The sequence below is a fragment of the Acidobacteriota bacterium genome (assembly GCA_038040445.1).
GTDB lineage: Bacteria > Acidobacteriota > Blastocatellia > UBA7656 > UBA7656 > Onstottus_A > Onstottus_A frigus.
In genome coordinates this window covers 63,351-81,146 of record JBBPIG010000003.1, presented here as the reverse complement: position 1 = coordinate 81,146, position 17,796 = coordinate 63,351, and the positions used below count along the sequence as shown (strand labels likewise).

Genomic DNA, 17,796 nt, shown 5'->3' with positions numbered 1-17,796 from the left:
GCTTGAATAATACGGCTGCTTCGATATCCTCCGCAGCCCGTGGACGGCGCTTCTACATCGAACAAAGGTATTGCGATTCGGAAATAGCGCCAAACCTGATTTCATTCATTGCGGATGAGCGGATCGTCTCAGTTGAGCGAGCATCAACTCGCGAGGGAGAGCCGAGCAAGGTTTTTCCTGACAATCCCCTTGCGCTAAGCCACTAGATCGCTAGTCTGTGACTCCGCGTTCAGCATCGCGTCTACCGAACCCCCGCCTAGATCCGAGAGCTGAAGAAGCAGATTCTGGCGGTTGGTGGCGTAGGCCAATCCCTCGCTCAGCGTTATCGTCCCATTTCGGACCAAGCGTTCCAGCTCCCCGTCAAACACCTGCATGCCCTCGAGGTTCCCATCCCTCATGGCATCGTAGAGCGATTTGCCTTCGCGCTCTCCCTTTTCTACGTAGTCGCGTGTTCGTGAGGTTGACCTGAGTATTTCAATAGCCGCGACGCGGCCGCGGCCATCCGCTCGCGGTATGAGCCGCTGAGAAACAATAAACCGGAAAGCTCCGGCGAGCCTCATTCGAATGATGTGCTCTTGACTCTTCGGGAACATGCCGATGAGGCGCTCGACTGTCTTGACGGCATCAGTAGTGTGCAAGGTCGACATTACCAGGTGGCCGGTCTCCGACGCTTCCAACGCAACCTCGCAGGTTTCAAGATCGCGTATCTCGCCCACCAGGATTACCTTCGGCGCCTGGCGGAGAGCGGCCCTCAGCGCATAGGCGAAGCTCGACGTGTCCGAATGCAATTCGCGCTGGTGCACCGTACATTTCTTATGCCGGTGCATAAACTCAACCGGATCCTCGATGGTCACGATATGGTAGTACTTGGTCTCGTTGATCAGGTCGATTATTGCTGCCAGCGTCGAGGATTTCCCCGACCCGGTAGGTCCGGTGACCAGCACGATACCGTTCTTTATCTCTGCGACCTCTCTCAAGACATCCGGGATGCCAAGCTGCTCGAAGGACGGAATCTCGTTGGGTACGACGCGCATGACGATGGCGTGAGTGCCGCGCTGCTTGAAGATGTTGACGCGAAACCGTGACAGCCCGGTCAGGCTGAACGACAGATCGGCGGACCCGTATTTCTCGAGCGACTCTTCCGAAGACTTGTTGGCGCCTATCAACGCCTTGGCGATTGCGGCGGTATGCGCAGGAGTCAGCAGTTCCATCCCCGGCAGGTTCACCGGAGTCAGCTTGCCGATGAGCTCGACTTGAGGCGGACGGCCGGGTGAAAAAATCAAATCCGATATCTTGTCAGAGACCGCCAGCATGGCCTGCACCACTTGCGAAAAATTGATCGTCGACATCGTCGGGAATCCTCGGAGTGTCTCAAAACCCGCAATCCACAGGATCGCTCAGGGGCATTTAGGAATTTGAAGGGCGGAATGTGAGAAGCTCAAACGAGCTAGGGGCAGAGTTCCGTCGAAGGCTCACGCACCACGACGATACTAACGAGGATTACTCCAAAGTCAACAGTTCCGTTTCGTCACCAGAGAGCAAAACAAAAGGAATCTCACACTCGGACGTGGCATTCCTCACCTGACTGTCAGCCGCTCAAAAACGTAAAACGTCTCTCCTTTGTGAATGCTTCCAAGATAGCGCCACTTGTTAGCGATGCTGTCCCCTCGCTTGATGCCCTTTATCGCGCGTGTCCCATCTTCGATCAACTGTTCCAGCTCTGAAGCGGCAACCACGTGAAGCTCAAGGACGTAGTCATTGCCCGTCTCCTTCACCAGGTCGACCACGGCCTGTCGATGGATCGCGATTTTGGTTTTTGATCGAAGGTATTCCCGCCGCGAGATCTCTTTGTTCTTGATCTGGAACTCAAGCTCGTCTTCTTCGTGCCGCATCAAATCAAGAAACGACCTGACCTCCGGACCGTACCCGTTCGATTGAGCGCCTTGGGCGCCGGACGGCAGCCAAAGGGTCAACTGCAGCGACAGCAGCAGAGAGATTCGAATTGCAAGTCGTCGTCGCATCGGATCAAACTCCCAAGCCTTGCGTTATTCCTGGTAAGCCGCGTCAAGCAATTCAATCGGATGTACCACATCTACGTTTAACCCGCTCAACAAAACTCCAGCGCCGATTTGCATAATGCATCCGGGATTCCCGGTGACGACCGTGTCGGCGCCACTCTCACTTATGCGCGCGATCTTGTCCTTAAGAATATCCCCGCTCAGTTCTGAATGTTGAAGGTTGTAAATGCCGGCGCCTCCGCAACAACTTTCGAAGCCTCGCAGTGGGACAAGCGTGATCCCCGGGATCGAACGCAGCAAATCGATTGGCGCCTCAGCGATTCGCTGTGCGTGTATCAAATGACACGGCGCATCATACGCCACTCGCCGGCCTATGTGCCCGTCCGGTGGCCGAATGCCGGCCTCGATCAGAAACTCGGAAACGTCTCTGACCTTGGAGCTGAACTCTACGGCGCGGTCCGCAAACAGGGGATCATCAGCGAGCAAGCCGGCGTACTCCTTCATCGCGGCCCCGCAGCCCGCAGCGTTTACGATGATTCGATCGGCGCCGCTCTTAAGAAAAACCTCGATGTTTCTTCTTGCAAGTTGCCTGGCCATTTCAAGCTGTCCCGCGTGAGCGTGCAGCGCGCCGCAGCACATCTGTCCATCCGCGCTTACCAGTTGGCAGTCGTTGCGAACCAGCACGCGCTCGGTCGCACGATTGGTCTCGCGAAAGAGTCCCTCCATCACGCAACCGCGAAGCACTGCCACGCGCGTCGCACCCTTTGCAATCACGTCTGTCCGTGCCTTGCGCCGCGAATTGATCCTGCCCACAGGCGATCGGCTCGCGAGCAAGAGCGCGAGGGCGAAGCGAAGTCTTCCACGAAGCAGATTCGCCTTGAATGCTGCTCGCGCGAGTCCGCTATCCCGAAACCCGCGAGCTACGGCCAGTGCGGAGCGTAGCAGCCACGGCCGGGTGAACACCTTGCCGAGCACGAACCGCAGCACAGCTTCAGACCAGGAGCCGCGCGCCGCTTTTTCTTTTGCCACTTCAGCTCGCGCCGCTTCGAGCAAATGACCGTAAGGCACGCCTGAAGGGCACACCGACTCGCACCCTCGACACCCCAAGCAGAGATCGATGTGCGAGATGAATGCGTCTCCGAGAGCAATCTTGCCTTCGACAACTCCTCGCATAAGGTAGATGCGCCCGCGCGGAGAATCATTCTCGTCACCGAGATGCCGGTACGTCGGGCACGCCGGCAGGCACAGGCCACAATGAACACAAGTGAGCAGCCTTTCTGTGTTCGCCGTGAGCAGCGAAGCAAGTGACTTCTGAGTTTTCATTTCCTCGATCGTTGTCGCGATGCTTCCCGACCGCTTCCCCCTTCAGATCACAGCCCCAGGACAAACCTTCCCGGATTCAGCAACGACTGTGGATCGAACCTGGCTTTTATCAATCGCATAAGCCCGGCCGTCGATCCGACATCACCCCACGCATCTGTTTCGCGTCTTACTTCTGCCGGCGCTCTCTCGATCACCAGCGTACCGTTGACCGCCACCGCGCTCGCGCGAAGAAGTTTGATCTGATCGACAACTGATTGCTCGTCTGCGTCAAACGCCATTCGAACTATACCAGCGCCAATGTCAGCGGCAGCAACGCACTCTGGATGAGCCGCAAAAGCCTTTTCGAACTCGGCGGCCACCGCTGATAACGGCAGGCTGAATTTCACTCGTATCGCCGGTTGATCGAAGTCAGCAACCTCCGCCCATGTTGAGTCAGCTTCGTCCGCGCTCAACACTGTTCCCCGGTAGCTGTCGTCAATCGAGCGCATTACCCAATCAACCTGATGCTGAACCGCCGGTTCGCTGTCGATGAATCGAATCAACAACGCATCATCGGGCCGGCTGGACGCGAGCGCTGCAGAGAGCCGCCTCGTAAGAACAACAGACGCCGGCTGAAGCTCTGAGGCTAACACCCTCGTTGCAAGCTGAAAGAGCGGGCCGCGGTTCTTCGAGGTGATCATCATAGTCGAACTGCGCTCGGCCAGCGGGCGAAGTTTGAAGGTAAGCTCGGTTATGACCGCCAACGTCCCGTAGCTGCCGACGTAAAGCTTGTTCATATCGTAACCCGCCACGTTCTTGACTACCTGGCCGCCCGATTTGCTCTGGGCGCCATCGGCGTGCGCGAGCCTCAGACCAATCACATAATCTCGCGGTGTGCCGAATCCTATTCTAAGCGCGCCGCTTGAATTGCACGCCGCTATGGCTCCGAGCGACGCCGACCTGAAGCCGGGCGGGTCAAGTGGCAGCCATTGACGTTCTCGCACCGACACGGCGTTGAGCTCGCCGAGCGTGAGTCCCGCTTCAACTGTAGCTGTAAGGTCGGGCGGGCTGTACTGGACGATCCGCCGCATCCGGTCGAGGCTCAACAAAACGTCCGCACGTTTGAGCGGATTGCCGCACTGAAGCCAGCTCATCCGCCCGGCTGGCACGACCGCAGCGGCAGACTCCGAGCAAACCCTCAAACACGCGGCTACTTCTTCCGCTGACCCGGGTCGAGCAATCAGCTTTGGGCTCAATCCGTCAATTTGGAACTCGGGGTCTTCCGTCAGGTGATCGCCGCCAACGATGGACTCGATAGATCTGGCAAGCTCTGTTCGTCTTTCGGTCATCCGAGATTCAGAGGCCCCAGTCTGCCTTATCCAGCGAGAGAAGCCGAATCCGCGGCCGAGGGTTATCGGGTGAAGGAGCGGCTTCGTTGTCGCGCTCGATCAAGTCGGCAAGCGAAGCGTTGAAGCTGCGAGAAAACTCAACGAGATCGAGCGACATGAAAACCGAGGGCAGCCGGCTGAGCTTCTCAACAACGTTGCTATGCATTCCGCGAGCGCCTCGCGCGTTGCCTCGCTCGTAATGATGCAAACCGACCGCTGCCTGAATCAGCATCTGATAGAACACTTTTGTATCGCCCGAAGAGTGAAGCCAGATTTCCTCCCATACCTCGTGGGCATCAAAGTAGCGGCCCGCGTTGAAGTGCTCGATGCCCCGCAGGTACTGAGGAGCATATAGTCTTGAGGTGGTAGCATCGCGAGATAATGGCTCGACAGTTGTAGCGCTCTCTTTCGGCCGTGCGTCCCTATTCGGCAATTCGTCCGGCAATTCCACGGTATCAGTTCGCGCCTCGGCCATTTCAACCACCAGCTTAAACGGTCCCGCCTGGATTGAATCGCCATCCTCCAACTCAATCCACGATATCCGCTCGGCGTTGGCGAGCGTGCCGTTCTCACTGCCCTGGTCCACGAGAAACAGCTTGCCGTTGTTGCGCTCGAGGTAGAAGTGTTCGCGCGAAACAGTTGGATGAGCGAGGATACAATCGCACGACTTGCCTCGGCCGAAGGTGAACTTGTCCTTGTCGAGCAGTACCTTTTCGCCGGTCCGCGGTCCCGTTTCAAATCTTAGAGAAGCCATTGCGTTGAGCGCCACGCAGAAGTGATTTACAGATTTGGCGCAACCGAAGCTTACTCGAAAGCGCGGATCGCCCGCAATGGCCGCGGATAGATTGCAAAGTCGATTCCTCGCGCAGTCGAAGCTATGGTAGCATTTCGGCATCGCAAAGTGAGAAGGGAGCCTTCTCTATGAGTGCCGCAACTACCGATTACCTCGCAGCCATCGCGCACCTGCCAGCCGGAGCAGTGCTGCGCATCGACGACGTGCCTTGGGAAGAGTACGAAAATCTGCTTGCTGATCTGGGTGAAGGCTATGCAGTCCGCATCTTCTACGACAACGGGAGGATGGAAATCATGGCCCCAGCATCTACGCATGAAAAACCAAAGAGCGTTATCCATACTCTCGTCACCGCCCTGAGAGATGAACTGGATATCGACGTCGAATCGCTTGGCTCGACTACTCTCAGAAAGGAGATTCGAGCCGCGGGCGCCGAACCTGACGACTGCTTTTACATCCAGAACGCTGCGCTTGTCATCGGCAAAGAGGACCTAAACTTGACGCACGATCCCCCGCCGGACCTTGTGGTGGAAATCGATTGGACGAGTTCGTCGCTGGATCGGTTTGCAATCTACGCTGCGCTCGGTGTGCCGGAGATTTGGCGGCTGGCTCGGCGCCAACTGAGAATCCATCTTTTGGCCGGTGACCGCTACGAGGAGTCGCCCATCAGCCGCGCGTTCCCGTTTGTCACGGCCCACGTTCTTTCTGAGTTCATAGCACGTGGACTTAAGGAAGGAGAGCGAAAGGTAGCAAGTGCCTTTCGTGAATGGGTACGCGAGCACCATCACCCGCCTCAATGATCCGAAACCAGCAGATGCTCAACCGGCGCTCATTCCGTGAGGCGTGAGCAACCTGTGCCTGAAGTCTTCCATCCCGAATCCGCAGTAACGGCAAGTCTTGAATGTCGGGATTACCTTGCCCGGATTGCAGAGCCCGTGTGGATTGAACACGTCCTTCACCGCGAGCATCCGCTGCATGTCGCTCTCCGAAAAAATCAACCTCATGGATTCGATCTTGTCCATTCCGACGCCGTGCTCGCCTGTGATCGAGCCGCCCACGCCCACACATAACTGCATGATCTCTTTTGACGCGCCTTCCACACGCCGAACCTGGTCCGGATCGCGTCCGTCGAAGCTGATGTTCGGATGAAGATTGCCGTCGCCCGCATGAAACACATTCGCGACCGTCAGGCTGTAGCGCTCGGCGATGCGGTAGATTTCATCGAGCACCTCCGGCAAACGCGAGCGCGGGATAACTGCGTCTTGCACCATCAAGTCGGTTTTGATCCTGCCCATTGCCCCGAAAGCGCGCTTGCGAGCCGCCCACAATCGGTCGCGCTCGGCGGCGTCCTTCGCGACGCGGACCGCGCGAGCATTGTTGCGCTGACAGATCTCAACCGCGCGCGCAGCCGTTTCTTCAAGTCCGGCGCTGAGCCCGTCAACCTCAATGATCAGCAACGCGGCGACGTCAGTCGGGAACCCGCCGGCGAAGATTGAATTCTCGATCGCCCGGATCGTAGCTTGATCGATCATCTCGAGCGCTGCCGGCAGTATTCCACCTGCGATGATCTCGGAAACGCTGCGGCTCGCGTCGGTCACAGTCATGAATTCCGCAAGCAGAGTCTTGATGCCTTGCGCCAGCCTCGTCAGCTTAAGAGTCGCCTTAGTCGCAATGCCGAACGTGCCTTCGGAACCAACGAACACACCGAGCAAGTCGTAGCCCGGGGCGTCAACGCCGCCTCCGCCGAGCGTCACCATCTCGCCCGAAGGCAACACCACTTCAACCGCCAGCACGTGATTGACAGTCATCCCGTACTTCAGACAATGAGGCCCGCCCGAGTTCTCGGCGACGTTGCCCCCGATCGTGCATGCCATCTGACTCGAAGGGTCCGGCGCATAGTGATATCCGTGCGACGACGTTGCTTGCGACAGGTGAATATTGATCACCCCGGTCTCGACAACAGCGAGACGGTTCTCATAATCGATCTTTAGGATCTTGTTGAGCCGGGCCAACTCGAAGATCACCGAGCCCGAAAGTGACAGCGCGCCTCCGGACAACCCGGTGCCCGCGCCTCGCGGTGTGAAGGGTATTTGCGCATCCGCGAGTATCTTCACCGCGGCGGCTACTTCTTCGGCGGTTCCCGGAATGACTACGGCGGAAGGAAGGTGCTTATGAATGGTGAGCGCGTCAGCTTCATAGACGAATAACTCATCGGGCTCGGTAAGCACGAACTGCTTGCCGAGCAGACGCTTAAGCTGATCTGCTACCTTGGCGGGAAGAGCGGGCGATCCCCTCATGTCTTCGAATCTCCGTGAGTCCATCTGAACGGATTAGCTTGCTCGGCATAAGCCAAAGACTTTTCTCCACACACCGCGTGTTCAGGGCGTGTTCTCTAATAGAACACCACGGTTCAGTCCAGTCTGTAGACGTAAGCATCTTCGATGTAGGTTCCGTTCAGCGCGCTACGCGTGAATCGCACACCGACCGGGTCGGGCGCAATCTTCAATTGTTTCTTGAAGGCCTTAACGCGTTCGTCTTTGGGGCTGATTAGCGAAATGTTCTGAAGTGATAGAGTGAGAGGGGGGCTGATCACGCTGAGTTCTGCTTGGACGCGCCCATAGGCAGACAGCGGACCGACTTCATCAACGAGAGGGGTAGCGATTACGAGACGCCATTCCTGCGACTCGGGAAAATACCACCAGAAAGCTGCTCGTACTCGCACGTCGGAACGACCCACAAAGGCTGCCCGGTGCTTACCCCAAGCAAGCTCGACCTCTGCCTCCTTGCAAGCGAGGCGTTCGAGAAGTCGTCTTCCTTCCTTCAAGTCCTGCTCTACCAATAACGTCTTAACCACTTTAGTACTCCGTGCCTGCTATCAGTGATCGCAGTTAAGAGATCGCGCGCCTGTTTCTCGCTCACAGTAATGTAGCGGCTTTCTTCAGTCCATTCTTTGACCACGCCCCAGCACCAAGCGAACTTTGGATCGATTTTGCTCTCTGCATCAAGCGAGGCAGACAACCCTGCGGTGTCGACCAAACGCGTAAGTTGGTGAGTCCAACTTGCGTTCACCTTACTCTTATCCGGGAAGTCGTGCCGCTTTGTCTCCTTCGCAATACAGGCTTTCAACGCACATTCTACTACGTAGCCGGCCAGGTAGTAAGCACCCGCGTGGTGATCGCTATCCAATAGGGACTTCGCTTCTCTGAGCCGAGTGCGAGCGAGTCCTATCAAGTCATTTCGGTTCATCCAGTCACTCGAGTCAAAGTAGCGATCTCAATACTTCGGCACAGTCGGATCCACATCATCAGACCAACGCAAGATGCCGCCGACCAGGTTCTTGACCTTACGATAACCCGCTTGCTTCATAAGCTCGACCACTTGTCCGCTGCGGACTCCGCTTCGGCAATGCACTACGATTTCATCGGCGGTGGACAACTCGTGCAGCCGTTCGGGCACAGTGGCTTTTGGGATCAGCTTCGCGCCGGGTATCCGGCATATCGCGTACTCTTCCGGTTCGCGCACATCTACGAGCACGAAGTCCTCGCCGCCGTCCATCTTGGCTTTCAGCTCAACCGGTGTGATCTCGAAGTCCGCGCCAACCTCGACCTGCGGCTGATGAGTCACTCCGCAAAACTCGTTGTAGTCGATCAATGCGTGAATAGTAGGATTGACGCCACAGATCGGGCACTCGGGATTCTTGCGCAGCTTAAGCTCGCGGAACTTCATCTTCAACGCATCGAACAGCATCAACCGCCCGATCAACGAATCGCCTTTGCCTAATATGAGCTTGACTGTTTCGATCGCTTGAATCACACCGATAATGCCCGGCAACACTCCGAGCACGCCGCCTTCGGCGCAGCTCGGCACAAGCCCCGGCGGAGGCGGCTCGGGATACAAACAGCGATAGCAGGGGCCTTCCTTAGCGTAGAACACCGTCGCCTGACCTTCGAACCGGAAGATTGAGCCGTACACATTCGGCTTGCCCATGAGCACACAAGCGTCGTTGACGAGATAACGTGTCGGAAAGTTATCGGTGCCATCGACGATGATGTCGTAGCCTGAAAAAAGCTCCAACGCGTTCTCGGAGGTGAGCGCTACCTCGTAGGTATCCACTCGCACGTAAGGATTGATTTCGGCGATCCGCTCCTTCGCGGAGTCGAGCTTCGACCGGCCGACGTTCGCTGTTGAATGGATGATCTGCCTCTGAAGATTGGTGAAATCGACCACGTCGAAATCGACGATGCCCATGCGCCCAACTCCTGCGGCAGCCAGATACAGCGCAAGCGGCGAGCCGAGTCCGCCTGCGCCTATGCACAGCACCTTCGCGGCCTTGAGCTTCTTCTGCCCTTCCAAGGCGACCTCGGGCATGATTAAGTGCCGGCTGTAGCGCAGTATCTCATCGCGATCCAGCTCGACCGCGTTCGCGGCTCCTTCTTCGATCACCGCCACACCTCCGGCAATCGACGGCACTATGCTCAAGGAGTCGCCGTCCTTGATCGGCGTCGCGCCCTTCTCCGCGTAGCGAATGTCTTCGTCGTTGACGTAGATGTTGACGAAGTGCCGCAGTTGTCCTTCCTCGCTGTAGAGGTGCTTCTTAAGGTCGGGATACTTGCTGGTCAACGCGTCGAGGGCGCCGCCAACTGTGTTGGCCTCGACCGCCACCGTATCGCTGCCGCCGGCGAAGTTGCGCAGCGCGGTCGGGATCAGAATATTCACTGCCATAAGGGGTCTCCTTCCAAGCTCTTTGCCATCTCTGTGTAAATTTGATTGTAGAGTTGAGGCGTGGAAAAGCAAGGCGCTCGGGCATGCAGCCAGCGCGAAATGCCTGTAAGGCCGCGCTAAACTGCTTCTTCGACCAGTATCTCTTCTTGCTCGAAGTGCGTGTAGTCGGGCTTTGTGAACGAATTCAGCGCGGCTGACTTTCCTTGCTCGACCGCGACGATGATGTAAGACTCGCCGGGCCAGCACGAATGATCAAGATCGTAGCCCGACGGCGCAGCCGGATGATCGGGATGAGAGTGATAGTAGCCGATGACACCGAGCCCGCGGGCTCGCGCGTACCCATCGGCGCGATTGGATTGCTCGGGCGTGATCAGGTAGCGGGTCTCACGAGACTCCTGACGTTCGTTCTCGGCGGCGTGGACTTCACCGAGAACGTTCGTTTCGCCCTCGCGTGTGCCGAGCAGAAACCCGCAGCATTCGTGCGGGTACGTCTTCTCGCCATGCTTCCTTATTTGATCCAGGTGTTCTGAATTAACTTTGATCGCCACTTCGCATTAGTCCTTGGTTTCGAAAGTCACTTCATCAGCGGGCTTCACGGTGACCGCGTGCGAGCCCGCGTCGAAGCCATCCAGCAACGCGTTGTGATGCGCTCTGATCTGCGCGGCGGTGAGCAGCTTGTTGTCGATCGTCGTGTGAGCGTCACTGACCAGAGTCACATCGTAGCCCATGCTGACTGCGCGACGAGAAGTCGTATCCACGCAGTATTCAGTCATGCACCCGGCGACGATCAGATGCTTGATGCCTCTCGCTTCAAGCTCGCGTTGAAGCGTCGTCTCAAAGAAAGAATCAGACGCGCGCTTGCGGATGATGAGGTTTTCTTTGTGATGCTTGATCTCGGCATGAATCTGCCAGCCGTCAGTACCTGCTTCAAGCGGATGGCCCGCTTCGCCATCATGCTGAATGTAGATGATCGGCATGTTCGAAGCGCGAGCTTTCGATAGCAACTTGTTGATCTGCTCAAGCACCTCGCGCCCTCGGTAGGCGTGGAAACCTTCGATGATGCCGACTTGCACGTCGATGACCAATAGTGCGGTGTCTCTGCTCATAATGTCTCCGCGCGAGCGAATCAACGAACGAGTCGGGAGTGATAGTAATGCCGGCCAAATGTCTGACGGCGAGGTCCGTCCAGTTAACGTTCATTTCGGTAGGTTGTACCGCTCGCGGACCGCCTCGACCGGCTCCGTTCGGCCTGCATCGCTACCAGCTAGTCCGGCTTCGATCGTTTGACGAACGTAGATCTCGTACATTGGCTCATCCCACGACGTGAGTCTCGGCATGTTGTCTATGAGCCGCTTCGCTTCATCCTTGAGATCTGCTTCCATACCCGCATTCTACTCCCGCGTCAAAGTAACGCAAGGAAAGGACCTGGTAGTCGAAAAACCAAGATTAGGACACTACCCAAGGCCGGTCGTCATCTCTAATGCTCATCCCAGAAGCGCTCACTCAGATACTTGTCCCCTGCATCCGGGAACACCGTTACGATCACCCCCGCCTCGATCTTCTGCGCGACCTTGAGCGCACACGCGAGAGCTGCACCGGACGACACTCCAACCAGCAACCCTTCTCGCTTGGCGAGCCGCCGCGTGAGATCGTGCGCTTGCTCAGTGCCGATCTCGTAGCTCTCATCCGCAATCGTCGGATCATAGATACCCGGCACGATCGCCGACTCCATGTGCTTCAGCCCCTCGAGCCCGTGAAAAGGCGAGTCCGGCTGAAACGATATCGCTTTGATCTCGGGGTTCAGCTCTTTCAAACGTCGCGAAGTGCCCACGAAAGTCCCGCTGGTGCCCAGACCCGCGATGAAGTGCGTGACGCTTTCTGAGGTCTGTTGCCAGATTTCGAGCGCGGTTGTCTCGTAGTGAGATTGCCAGTTCGCCGGGTTGTTGTATTGATCAGGATAGAAGTAGAGATCCGGGTTCTCAGCGTAAAGCTGGCGCGCTTCTCGAATCGCCCCATCCGAGCCTTCAAGCGGACTGGTCAACACAAGCTCCGCACCATAGCTCGTCAAGATCCGTTTGCGTTCTTCGCTCGCGTTCTGAGGCAATGCGAGCTTCACCTTGTAGCCGCGCGCCGCTCCGATCCATGCGTAAGCTATGCCCGTGTTGCCCGAAGTTGCATCGAGAATGATCTTCCCCGGAGTCAGTCTCCCTGCGCGTTCGCCATCCAAGATCATATTGAGTGCGGGACGATCTTTGACGGAGCCACCGGGGTTGAACCATTCAGCCTTCGCGTAAATCTCGACGTTGCGAGACGGAGGTGCGATGTTCCGAAGCCTGAGCAGGGGAGTGTTGCCGACAAGCTCCCACGCCTCCATCGGCGCGCGCGCTCGACGCAGAATGCTGTCGGTTGTTTTGCTGCTGGCCTTCGCGTCCATCAGATTTGCCCTTGCTTCTGCGGCTTGGATTCGAGGATAGCATTATGCCCGAACCCGCGTAGCGGGCGAAAGCATGTAGCCCAGGGCAAGTCCGCGCAGCCCTGGGGACCGGCGGCCTGTGTCCGAGCCCGCGTACGCGGGCTTGCGAGTGACTTGTTGCGACACGCGATGATAAACTCTCCAGGCCGGCGAGCGACAACCGCTGCGAATTCAATCGAGGAATCATGGACTATTCAGAGAACATACTTGGCCTCATTGGAAACACTCCTCTCGTAAAGCTGAACAAGCTGACGAAAGGCCTTGACGCGATCGTGCTCGCGAAAATGGAATCGCTCAATCCGGGAGGCTCGGTCAAGGATCGCATCGGTGTATCGATGATCGACGCAGCCGAACGCGACGGCCGTCTCAAGCCTGGCGGCACCGTCGTCGAGGCAACCAGCGGCAACACCGGCATCGGCGTCGCGCTGGTCTGCGCAGTCCGCGGTTACAAGGCCGTCTTCGTGATGACCGACAAATGCTCGGTCGAAAAAGTCCGCTACTTGAAGGCGCTTGGCTCGGATGTTGTCGTCGTTCCCGTGGCGGCAAAGCCCGACGCGCCCGATCACTACGTCAACACCGCCCGGAGGATCGCACAGGAAACGCCCAACTCGCTGTTCGTGTTTCAATACGCCAATCCTGCAAATCCCGAAGCTCACTACCGGACGACAGGGCCGGAACTCTGGGAACAAACTCAGGGCCGAATCACTCACCTTGTCGTGGGCCTCGGCACGGGCGGGACGATCAGCGGAACTGGCCGTTATCTAAAAGAGAAGAACCCGAAGATTCGCATCATCGGCGCTGATCCTTATGGCTCGGTGTTTAAGACCTACAAGGAAACCGGCAAGCTTATGCAGGCCACGCCTTACCTGGTCGAAGGCATCGGCCAGGAGATCATTCCGGAAAACGTCCACTTCAAGTACATCGACCAGATCATCAACGTCACCGACAAGGACTCGTTTCAGATGGCGCGCCGGCTGGGCCGTGAAGAAGGGATCTTCTGCGGCGGATCGACCGGAACGAACGCCGTAGCCGCCCTTCAAGTCGCGCGAGATCTCAGCAAAGATGACGTCGTTGTTTTCCTCGTCGCCGACACCGGAGAAAGGTATCTCTCGAAGTTCCACTCCGACGAGTGGATGAAAGAGAAGCGCATGTTGGGCGTCGACAAGATGACCGTCGGTTTGATCAACCAGCTCAAGTCGGATGAAGCGACTCCGCACCTCGTCTCGGTCGCCCCGGATCATAAGGTTGCCGATGCGCTTCAGATGATGAAGGCGTACGGCCTCTCACAACTGCCGGTGCTCGAGGAGGGCAAATCGGTAGGCAGCTTGCGTGAAGGAAGGCTCATGGCAAAGCTTCTCGATAACCGCGACCTCATGCAGTCGCCGGTGTCCGAGGTTATGGACCGGGCCTTGCCCGTCGTCAACGAAGACATAAGCGTCCAGACCGCGGTGAAGTATTTGAAAAGCTCGCCCGCTTTGCTTGTCGAAGAGTACGGCCGCATTGTCGGTATAGTCACGCGCCAGGATGTACTCGACGTTCAAGGTTGATGCTCTAATCGAGTGAAGCGCATGGTTGAAGCCCATTTGCAGCAGGACAGTCTCGACCCGATTGTTAAATCGGATTGGGCCAGCCAACTTCCGGGACTCGATTAAGCTCGATGCGAAACTTCCCTTCGAAGCCCGTGCCCCCAACCTTGAAATCCCAACCGCTTTCCACCCTCACCATCGGAGAGCTGAAAGCCGGATTGCTGAAGTCTTCACCCGTGTGAAGGAAGAGATCCAGATCAGGCTTCGTCTCGGTTGGTAAGACGGCGCGAACATACACCTGCTTGCGAAAAATGACATTATCGGAGAACCCCACGCCGAACAGGTCACGTTCGCCTACGTAGAAGTCCAACCGCATAACAATATCTTTTTTGCCTGTGCTTTTGTCCGGCATAACCTTGCTGCTATCGAGATACCCCTCCCAGATCAGCTTATTGTTGTCGGCCCATGGGAACGCGACGTCTGAATCACTGAAATTCTTGTCCGTAAAAGGCCCGTAGCAATTCTCCGCTTCAGGGCTCTGATGAAATAGTTCAAAGTCCACCCTGCGCGGTTTTATGGAAACGCCCAGAAAGATTTCACTCTTGCCGAACATGTCCATTCCACGGGTAACTTCGCCTTCCAACATGCGCAATCGCGCTTGCAGATTGCCGAAGAAAAACCGCGTTGCTATCTCAAATGCCTCGCGAGAAGTTACCAGGGAATCGAGCCCCCCATGGCACTTGTTCACGAAGGTTCGCGGCGCACCGGGTATCTCCGCATAAGCTTGCTTTACCAGCCCGTCACTCCGATTGTAGTTCTGCCCGAACTCACCCGTAACCGAGAACAAACGGTTTGCCCAGGATGCGGGGCCGACGTTGTAGGTGCGGTAATTGGTGCCGACCACTGTGAGCAGTCGCTCTAAGGGAAAGTGATCTCCAAAGTTTTTGTATGATTCCTTGTTCTTGATATCGGATTGAAACTTAGGATTGAAGTGCTCAAACTCTTCTTCTGCGCCAATGTTAATCCAGTCTTTGAGGACCTGAAATGAGATGCCCTGATGCGGTGTGCCCAGAGTCACGATCTTGTTGATGTAATCGTCAGCTTTGCGTTTCAGCCCCGGATAATTGCGTTGAACCGCTTCGCGGACTAATAGCCCGCCCATCGAATGGGCGATAATGTTTACCTTCTGTTTAGCTCCGTCCTTTTGCGCGCCGAGCTCACGAATAAAGTCGATTAGCCGCACAAGCGCTTTGCCATAGGTTTCAAACTCCCTGTCATTGAGATCGTAGTAGCGAAATACCCACAGAGTGCTGCGTGGCCCCTTGGTCTCTCGCAGCAGATGAAGAGCCATTGCGGGGTCAATGACCACTTTGCTCCCGGAGAAAAAGGCCGGATCGAACCCCTTGAGCTCCTCGGGAATTTCCGGCTTTTGTTGGACCTCCTCAGCGTAGTAGCCCACAACATTGGTGGCATCCTGATACTCCCAATCAGATTTCATAAACCGCAGGATCATTCCCTCGTAGATATAATTCTCGCCTCGCTTGCCAGGATAGACCGTGCCGTCGTTGAACCCCTGATAGGCGACTCTCTTTTCGTCCTCTACTCCGAGGCCGCCAAATCCACGTATTAGAATTAGAGGCAGCGCAAGACGAGTTGGCTCCGAGGATGACGTGCTGGACATTTCTTTCTCCTTTGCGGTAGTCCCATCAACTTGCCGTGGGCTGATTCGGCAGTAAGCCTAGTACGTTTCTTCCTTAATTACAAGGCAAGATACATCACTGCCTCGAGAGAGATATTGACCTTACCGGGATGGAAGGAGAAATCAGAAACCAGCGGGCACATCGCGGTGGGCGGGGACGCCACATTGATTCCGCTCAATTGAGCAGAGCACCGTTTCAAATCAACAGGAACGGTAGATCACAAGTGCCACCAGGAATGTCAAAAGGACCAGCGCGCCTTTTTGCTGTGAGCGAGAGAAAGACATTGGAGGAATGACGGAGGCGTAAAGATGCGGAGGAGCAGCGCACCCGTGTCGCCTGCTCCCTTTCACTCTCTATCCCTTCCTGGCTGCGTGGTTGCAGACGTAGTTAATCAGTGTGCGGATCGCAACGCCCGTCGGGCCTTTCGCCATATAGGGCTTGCGGTCGTTCTCCCACGCGGTGCCGGCGATGTCCAGGTGCACCCAGGGTGTGTCCTCGGCGAACTCGTGTAGGAAGTATGCGGCGGTGATCGTGCCGGCGTTGCGCCCCGCGGAGTTCTTAATATCGGCGATGTCGCTCTTGATCATTTCGCGATAGTCGTCGTCCATCGGCAATTGCCAGAAGCGCTCGCCGACTTCGCGAGCAGCCGCCCGTACTTCGTCCACCAACAACTGGTTGTTACCAAGTATGGCAACATTAATTGTGCCGAGCGCGATCGATACCGCTCCGGTCAGAGTCGCCAGATCGATTATCTTCGTCGCGCCGAGCTTGCGCGCGTAGCTGATCGCGTCCGCCAAAATCAACCGGCCTTCGGCGTCGGTGTTGATCACTTCGATAGTCTTTCCGCTCATTGCGCGCAGCACGTCGCCCGGCTTATAAGCACGGCCGGACGGCATGTTCTCGGTCGTCGGCATCAGGCCGATTACGTTCACGCGCGGCTTGAGCTGCGCGATCGCCCGCATGGCCGCCAGGGTAGCCGCCGCGCCCGACATGTCGTACTTCATCTTCTCCATGCCCTCTGCGGGCTTGATCGAGATGCCCCCGGAGTCGAAGGTTATCCCTTTTCCAACGATCGCGATCAGGTCAGCCTCATCGCCTGCGGGCTCCGATTCGCCGGGCGTGTAGCGAAGCACGATCAACTTTGCCGGCTCATCAGACCCCCGGGCGACTCCCAACAGGGCGCCCATGCCAAGCTCTTTCATTCTTGCTTCGTCGAGCACGTCGATGTCGAGCCCGAACTTGCTTGCTGTTTCCTTGGCGCGCTCGGCGAGCTCGGACGGCGTCAGAGTCGAGCTTGGCTCGTTTGAAAGCTCGCGCGCCAGGTTGACCGCTTCGCCGATGATCCGCCCGCGTTCGACCCCGCTGGCAAGCGCCTCTTCCGAACCCGCCATTGCAGCAACGAGAACCAACTCATCGATCCTGCGCTCTTCCTTGTTCTCGGTCTTGTACATATCGGGTTCGAACAATCCCAGCAAAACCCCTTCGACAGCAGCCTGAGCGCTGTTGCCAATATCGAGTTGAGAACGGCGAAGAACGGCCATCGAGCGCGCGCCCTTACCGCGTAGAAACCGCGCGGCCGAACCGGTCACTTTGCGAATTGTGTTCACCGAGAAATCTTCGCGTTTGCCCGCCCCAATCAGCAGCAGTCGCCCGGCCCGGAGTTTTCCCGGACGATGAACGTAGACCATGTCACCCTGCTTGCCACGCATCTCGTCGGTGCCCAGTATCTGGTTGACGATTCCGTCTGTGCGCTCGTCCAGCTCTTTGAGCGCGCCTTCGTCCGCCTTCTCGCCTTCGTAGATCGTAACAACCAGGGCGTCGGCTTCGACGTCGTAGAATTTCGCAAACTCAGCTCTTACTTCCATCTTTCGATTGCG

The 17,796-nt window shown here is 57.0% G+C and carries 17 protein-coding genes; 2 read left to right on the top strand and 15 right to left on the bottom strand.

The annotated features are described in order from the left end of the window. Window positions 1-194: 194 nt before the first annotated feature. The 5 genes from AABO57_04100 to AABO57_04080 form a co-directional block, all read right to left on the bottom strand. Window positions 195-1,349: a PilT/PilU family type 4a pilus ATPase gene (locus AABO57_04100; GenBank protein ID MEK6284901.1), complete on the bottom strand. Its 1,155-nt coding sequence runs from the start codon at window positions 1,347-1,349 to the stop codon at window positions 195-197. A 228-nt stretch (window positions 1,350-1,577) separates the two neighbouring features. Beyond that, window positions 1,578-2,021: a hypothetical protein gene (locus tag AABO57_04095; GenBank protein ID MEK6284900.1), complete on the bottom strand. Its 444-nt coding sequence runs from the start codon at window positions 2,019-2,021 to the stop codon at window positions 1,578-1,580. Between the two features lie 24 nt (window positions 2,022-2,045). Continuing rightward, complete coding sequence (locus AABO57_04090) at window positions 2,046-3,341, bottom strand: heterodisulfide reductase-related iron-sulfur binding cluster (GenBank protein ID MEK6284899.1); 1,296 nt, start codon at window positions 3,339-3,341, stop codon at window positions 2,046-2,048. A gap of 47 nt (window positions 3,342-3,388) precedes the next feature. Next, on the bottom strand, window positions 3,389-4,669 hold the full coding sequence (locus AABO57_04085; protein MEK6284898.1) for an FAD-binding oxidoreductase: 1,281 nt from the start codon (window positions 4,667-4,669) through the stop codon (window positions 3,389-3,391). A gap of 7 nt (window positions 4,670-4,676) precedes the next feature. Beyond that, entirely contained in the window at window positions 4,677-5,462 is a 786-nt protein-coding gene (locus AABO57_04080; protein ID MEK6284897.1) for a DUF309 domain-containing protein, read from the bottom strand. Between the two features lie 167 nt (window positions 5,463-5,629). Here AABO57_04080 and AABO57_04075 point away from each other — a divergent pair, with 167 nt between their 5' ends. Further along, window positions 5,630-6,298 (top strand): Uma2 family endonuclease, encoded by a 669-nt coding sequence (locus AABO57_04075; protein ID MEK6284896.1) that lies wholly within the window; start codon window positions 5,630-5,632, stop codon window positions 6,296-6,298. 18 nt (window positions 6,299-6,316) lie between these two features. Here the strand turns inward: AABO57_04075 and AABO57_04070 are convergent, their stop codons facing one another. From AABO57_04070 to AABO57_04035, 8 genes are all read right to left on the bottom strand, one after another. Next, window positions 6,317-7,795 carry an FAD-linked oxidase C-terminal domain-containing protein gene (locus AABO57_04070; GenBank protein MEK6284895.1) on the bottom strand — a complete coding sequence of 493 codons (1,479 nt, stop codon included), beginning with the start codon at window positions 7,793-7,795 and terminating at the stop codon, window positions 6,317-6,319. 113 nt (window positions 7,796-7,908) lie between these two features. Beyond that, window positions 7,909-8,352, bottom strand: a complete 444-nt coding sequence (locus AABO57_04065) for a hypothetical protein (protein ID MEK6284894.1) — start codon at window positions 8,350-8,352, stop codon at window positions 7,909-7,911. Further along, complete coding sequence (locus AABO57_04060; protein MEK6284893.1) at window positions 8,331-8,744, bottom strand: HEPN domain-containing protein; 414 nt, start codon at window positions 8,742-8,744, stop codon at window positions 8,331-8,333. The genes AABO57_04065 and AABO57_04060 overlap by 22 nt, the downstream gene beginning before the upstream one ends. A 27-nt stretch (window positions 8,745-8,771) precedes the next feature. Next, entirely contained in the window at window positions 8,772-10,220 is a 1,449-nt protein-coding gene (gene moeB / locus AABO57_04055; GenBank protein MEK6284892.1) for a molybdopterin-synthase adenylyltransferase MoeB, read from the bottom strand. 116 nt (window positions 10,221-10,336) lie between these two features. Further along, window positions 10,337-10,768, bottom strand: coding sequence for a M67 family metallopeptidase (locus AABO57_04050; GenBank protein MEK6284891.1), 432 nt, complete (start codon window positions 10,766-10,768; stop codon window positions 10,337-10,339). A 6-nt stretch (window positions 10,769-10,774) separates the two neighbouring features. Then, complete coding sequence (locus tag AABO57_04045) at window positions 10,775-11,326, bottom strand: cysteine hydrolase family protein (protein ID MEK6284890.1); 552 nt, start codon at window positions 11,324-11,326, stop codon at window positions 10,775-10,777. Window positions 11,327-11,416: 90 nt separating this feature from the next. Beyond that, on the bottom strand, window positions 11,417-11,602 hold the full coding sequence (locus AABO57_04040) for a hypothetical protein (GenBank protein MEK6284889.1): 186 nt from the start codon (window positions 11,600-11,602) through the stop codon (window positions 11,417-11,419). Window positions 11,603-11,697: 95 nt separating this feature from the next. After that, window positions 11,698-12,594: a cysteine synthase family protein gene (locus AABO57_04035; GenBank protein MEK6284888.1), complete on the bottom strand. Its 897-nt coding sequence runs from the start codon at window positions 12,592-12,594 to the stop codon at window positions 11,698-11,700. A 284-nt stretch (window positions 12,595-12,878) separates the two neighbouring features. Here AABO57_04035 and AABO57_04030 point away from each other — a divergent pair, with 284 nt between their 5' ends. Further along, window positions 12,879-14,240 (top strand): pyridoxal-phosphate dependent enzyme, encoded by a 1,362-nt coding sequence (locus AABO57_04030; protein ID MEK6284887.1) that lies wholly within the window; start codon window positions 12,879-12,881, stop codon window positions 14,238-14,240. A 64-nt stretch (window positions 14,241-14,304) separates the two neighbouring features. On the opposite strand, the gene AABO57_04025 is transcribed toward AABO57_04030, so the two are convergent. Both AABO57_04025 and AABO57_04020 read right to left on the bottom strand, forming a co-directional pair. After that, window positions 14,305-15,900 carry a hypothetical protein gene (locus AABO57_04025; GenBank protein MEK6284886.1) on the bottom strand — a complete coding sequence of 532 codons (1,596 nt, stop codon included), beginning with the start codon at window positions 15,898-15,900 and terminating at the stop codon, window positions 14,305-14,307. A gap of 372 nt (window positions 15,901-16,272) precedes the next feature. Beyond that, window positions 16,273-17,784 (bottom strand): leucyl aminopeptidase, encoded by a 1,512-nt coding sequence (locus AABO57_04020; protein MEK6284885.1) that lies wholly within the window; start codon window positions 17,782-17,784, stop codon window positions 16,273-16,275. Window positions 17,785-17,796: the final 12 nt, after the last annotated feature.

What these genes read in the sequence shown, in the direction of transcription:
- AABO57_04040 (MEK6284889.1), bottom strand. Translation starts at nt 11,602, where the DNA reads ATGGAAGCAGATCTCAAGGATGAAGCGAAGCGGCTCATAGACAACATG.
- AABO57_04075 (MEK6284896.1), top strand. Translation starts at nt 5,630, where the DNA reads ATGAGTGCCGCAACTACCGATTACCTCGCAGCCATCGCGCACCTGCCA.
- AABO57_04070 (MEK6284895.1), bottom strand. Translation starts at nt 7,795, where the DNA reads ATGAGGGGATCGCCCGCTCTTCCCGCCAAGGTAGCAGATCAGCTTAAG.
- AABO57_04020 (MEK6284885.1), bottom strand. Translation starts at nt 17,784, where the DNA reads ATGGAAGTAAGAGCTGAGTTTGCGAAATTCTACGACGTCGAAGCCGAC.
- AABO57_04035 (MEK6284888.1), bottom strand. Translation starts at nt 12,594, where the DNA reads ATGGAGGCGTGGGAGCTTGTCGGCAACACTCCCCTGCTCAGGCTTCGG.
- AABO57_04045 (MEK6284890.1), bottom strand. Translation starts at nt 11,326, where the DNA reads ATGAGCAGAGACACCGCACTATTGGTCATCGACGTGCAAGTCGGCATC.
- AABO57_04095 (MEK6284900.1), bottom strand. Translation starts at nt 2,021, where the DNA reads ATGCGACGACGACTTGCAATTCGAATCTCTCTGCTGCTGTCGCTGCAG.
- AABO57_04085 (MEK6284898.1), bottom strand. Translation starts at nt 4,669, where the DNA reads ATGACCGAAAGACGAACAGAGCTTGCCAGATCTATCGAGTCCATCGTT.
- AABO57_04025 (MEK6284886.1), bottom strand. Translation starts at nt 15,900, where the DNA reads ATGTCCAGCACGTCATCCTCGGAGCCAACTCGTCTTGCGCTGCCTCTA.
- AABO57_04030 (MEK6284887.1), top strand. Translation starts at nt 12,879, where the DNA reads ATGGACTATTCAGAGAACATACTTGGCCTCATTGGAAACACTCCTCTC.
- AABO57_04060 (MEK6284893.1), bottom strand. Translation starts at nt 8,744, where the DNA reads ATGAACCGAAATGACTTGATAGGACTCGCTCGCACTCGGCTCAGAGAA.
- AABO57_04090 (MEK6284899.1), bottom strand. Translation starts at nt 3,341, where the DNA reads ATGAAAACTCAGAAGTCACTTGCTTCGCTGCTCACGGCGAACACAGAA.
- AABO57_04080 (MEK6284897.1), bottom strand. Translation starts at nt 5,462, where the DNA reads ATGGCTTCTCTAAGATTTGAAACGGGACCGCGGACCGGCGAAAAGGTA.
- AABO57_04100 (MEK6284901.1), bottom strand. Translation starts at nt 1,349, where the DNA reads ATGTCGACGATCAATTTTTCGCAAGTGGTGCAGGCCATGCTGGCGGTC.
- moeB (MEK6284892.1), bottom strand. Translation starts at nt 10,220, where the DNA reads ATGGCAGTGAATATTCTGATCCCGACCGCGCTGCGCAACTTCGCCGGC.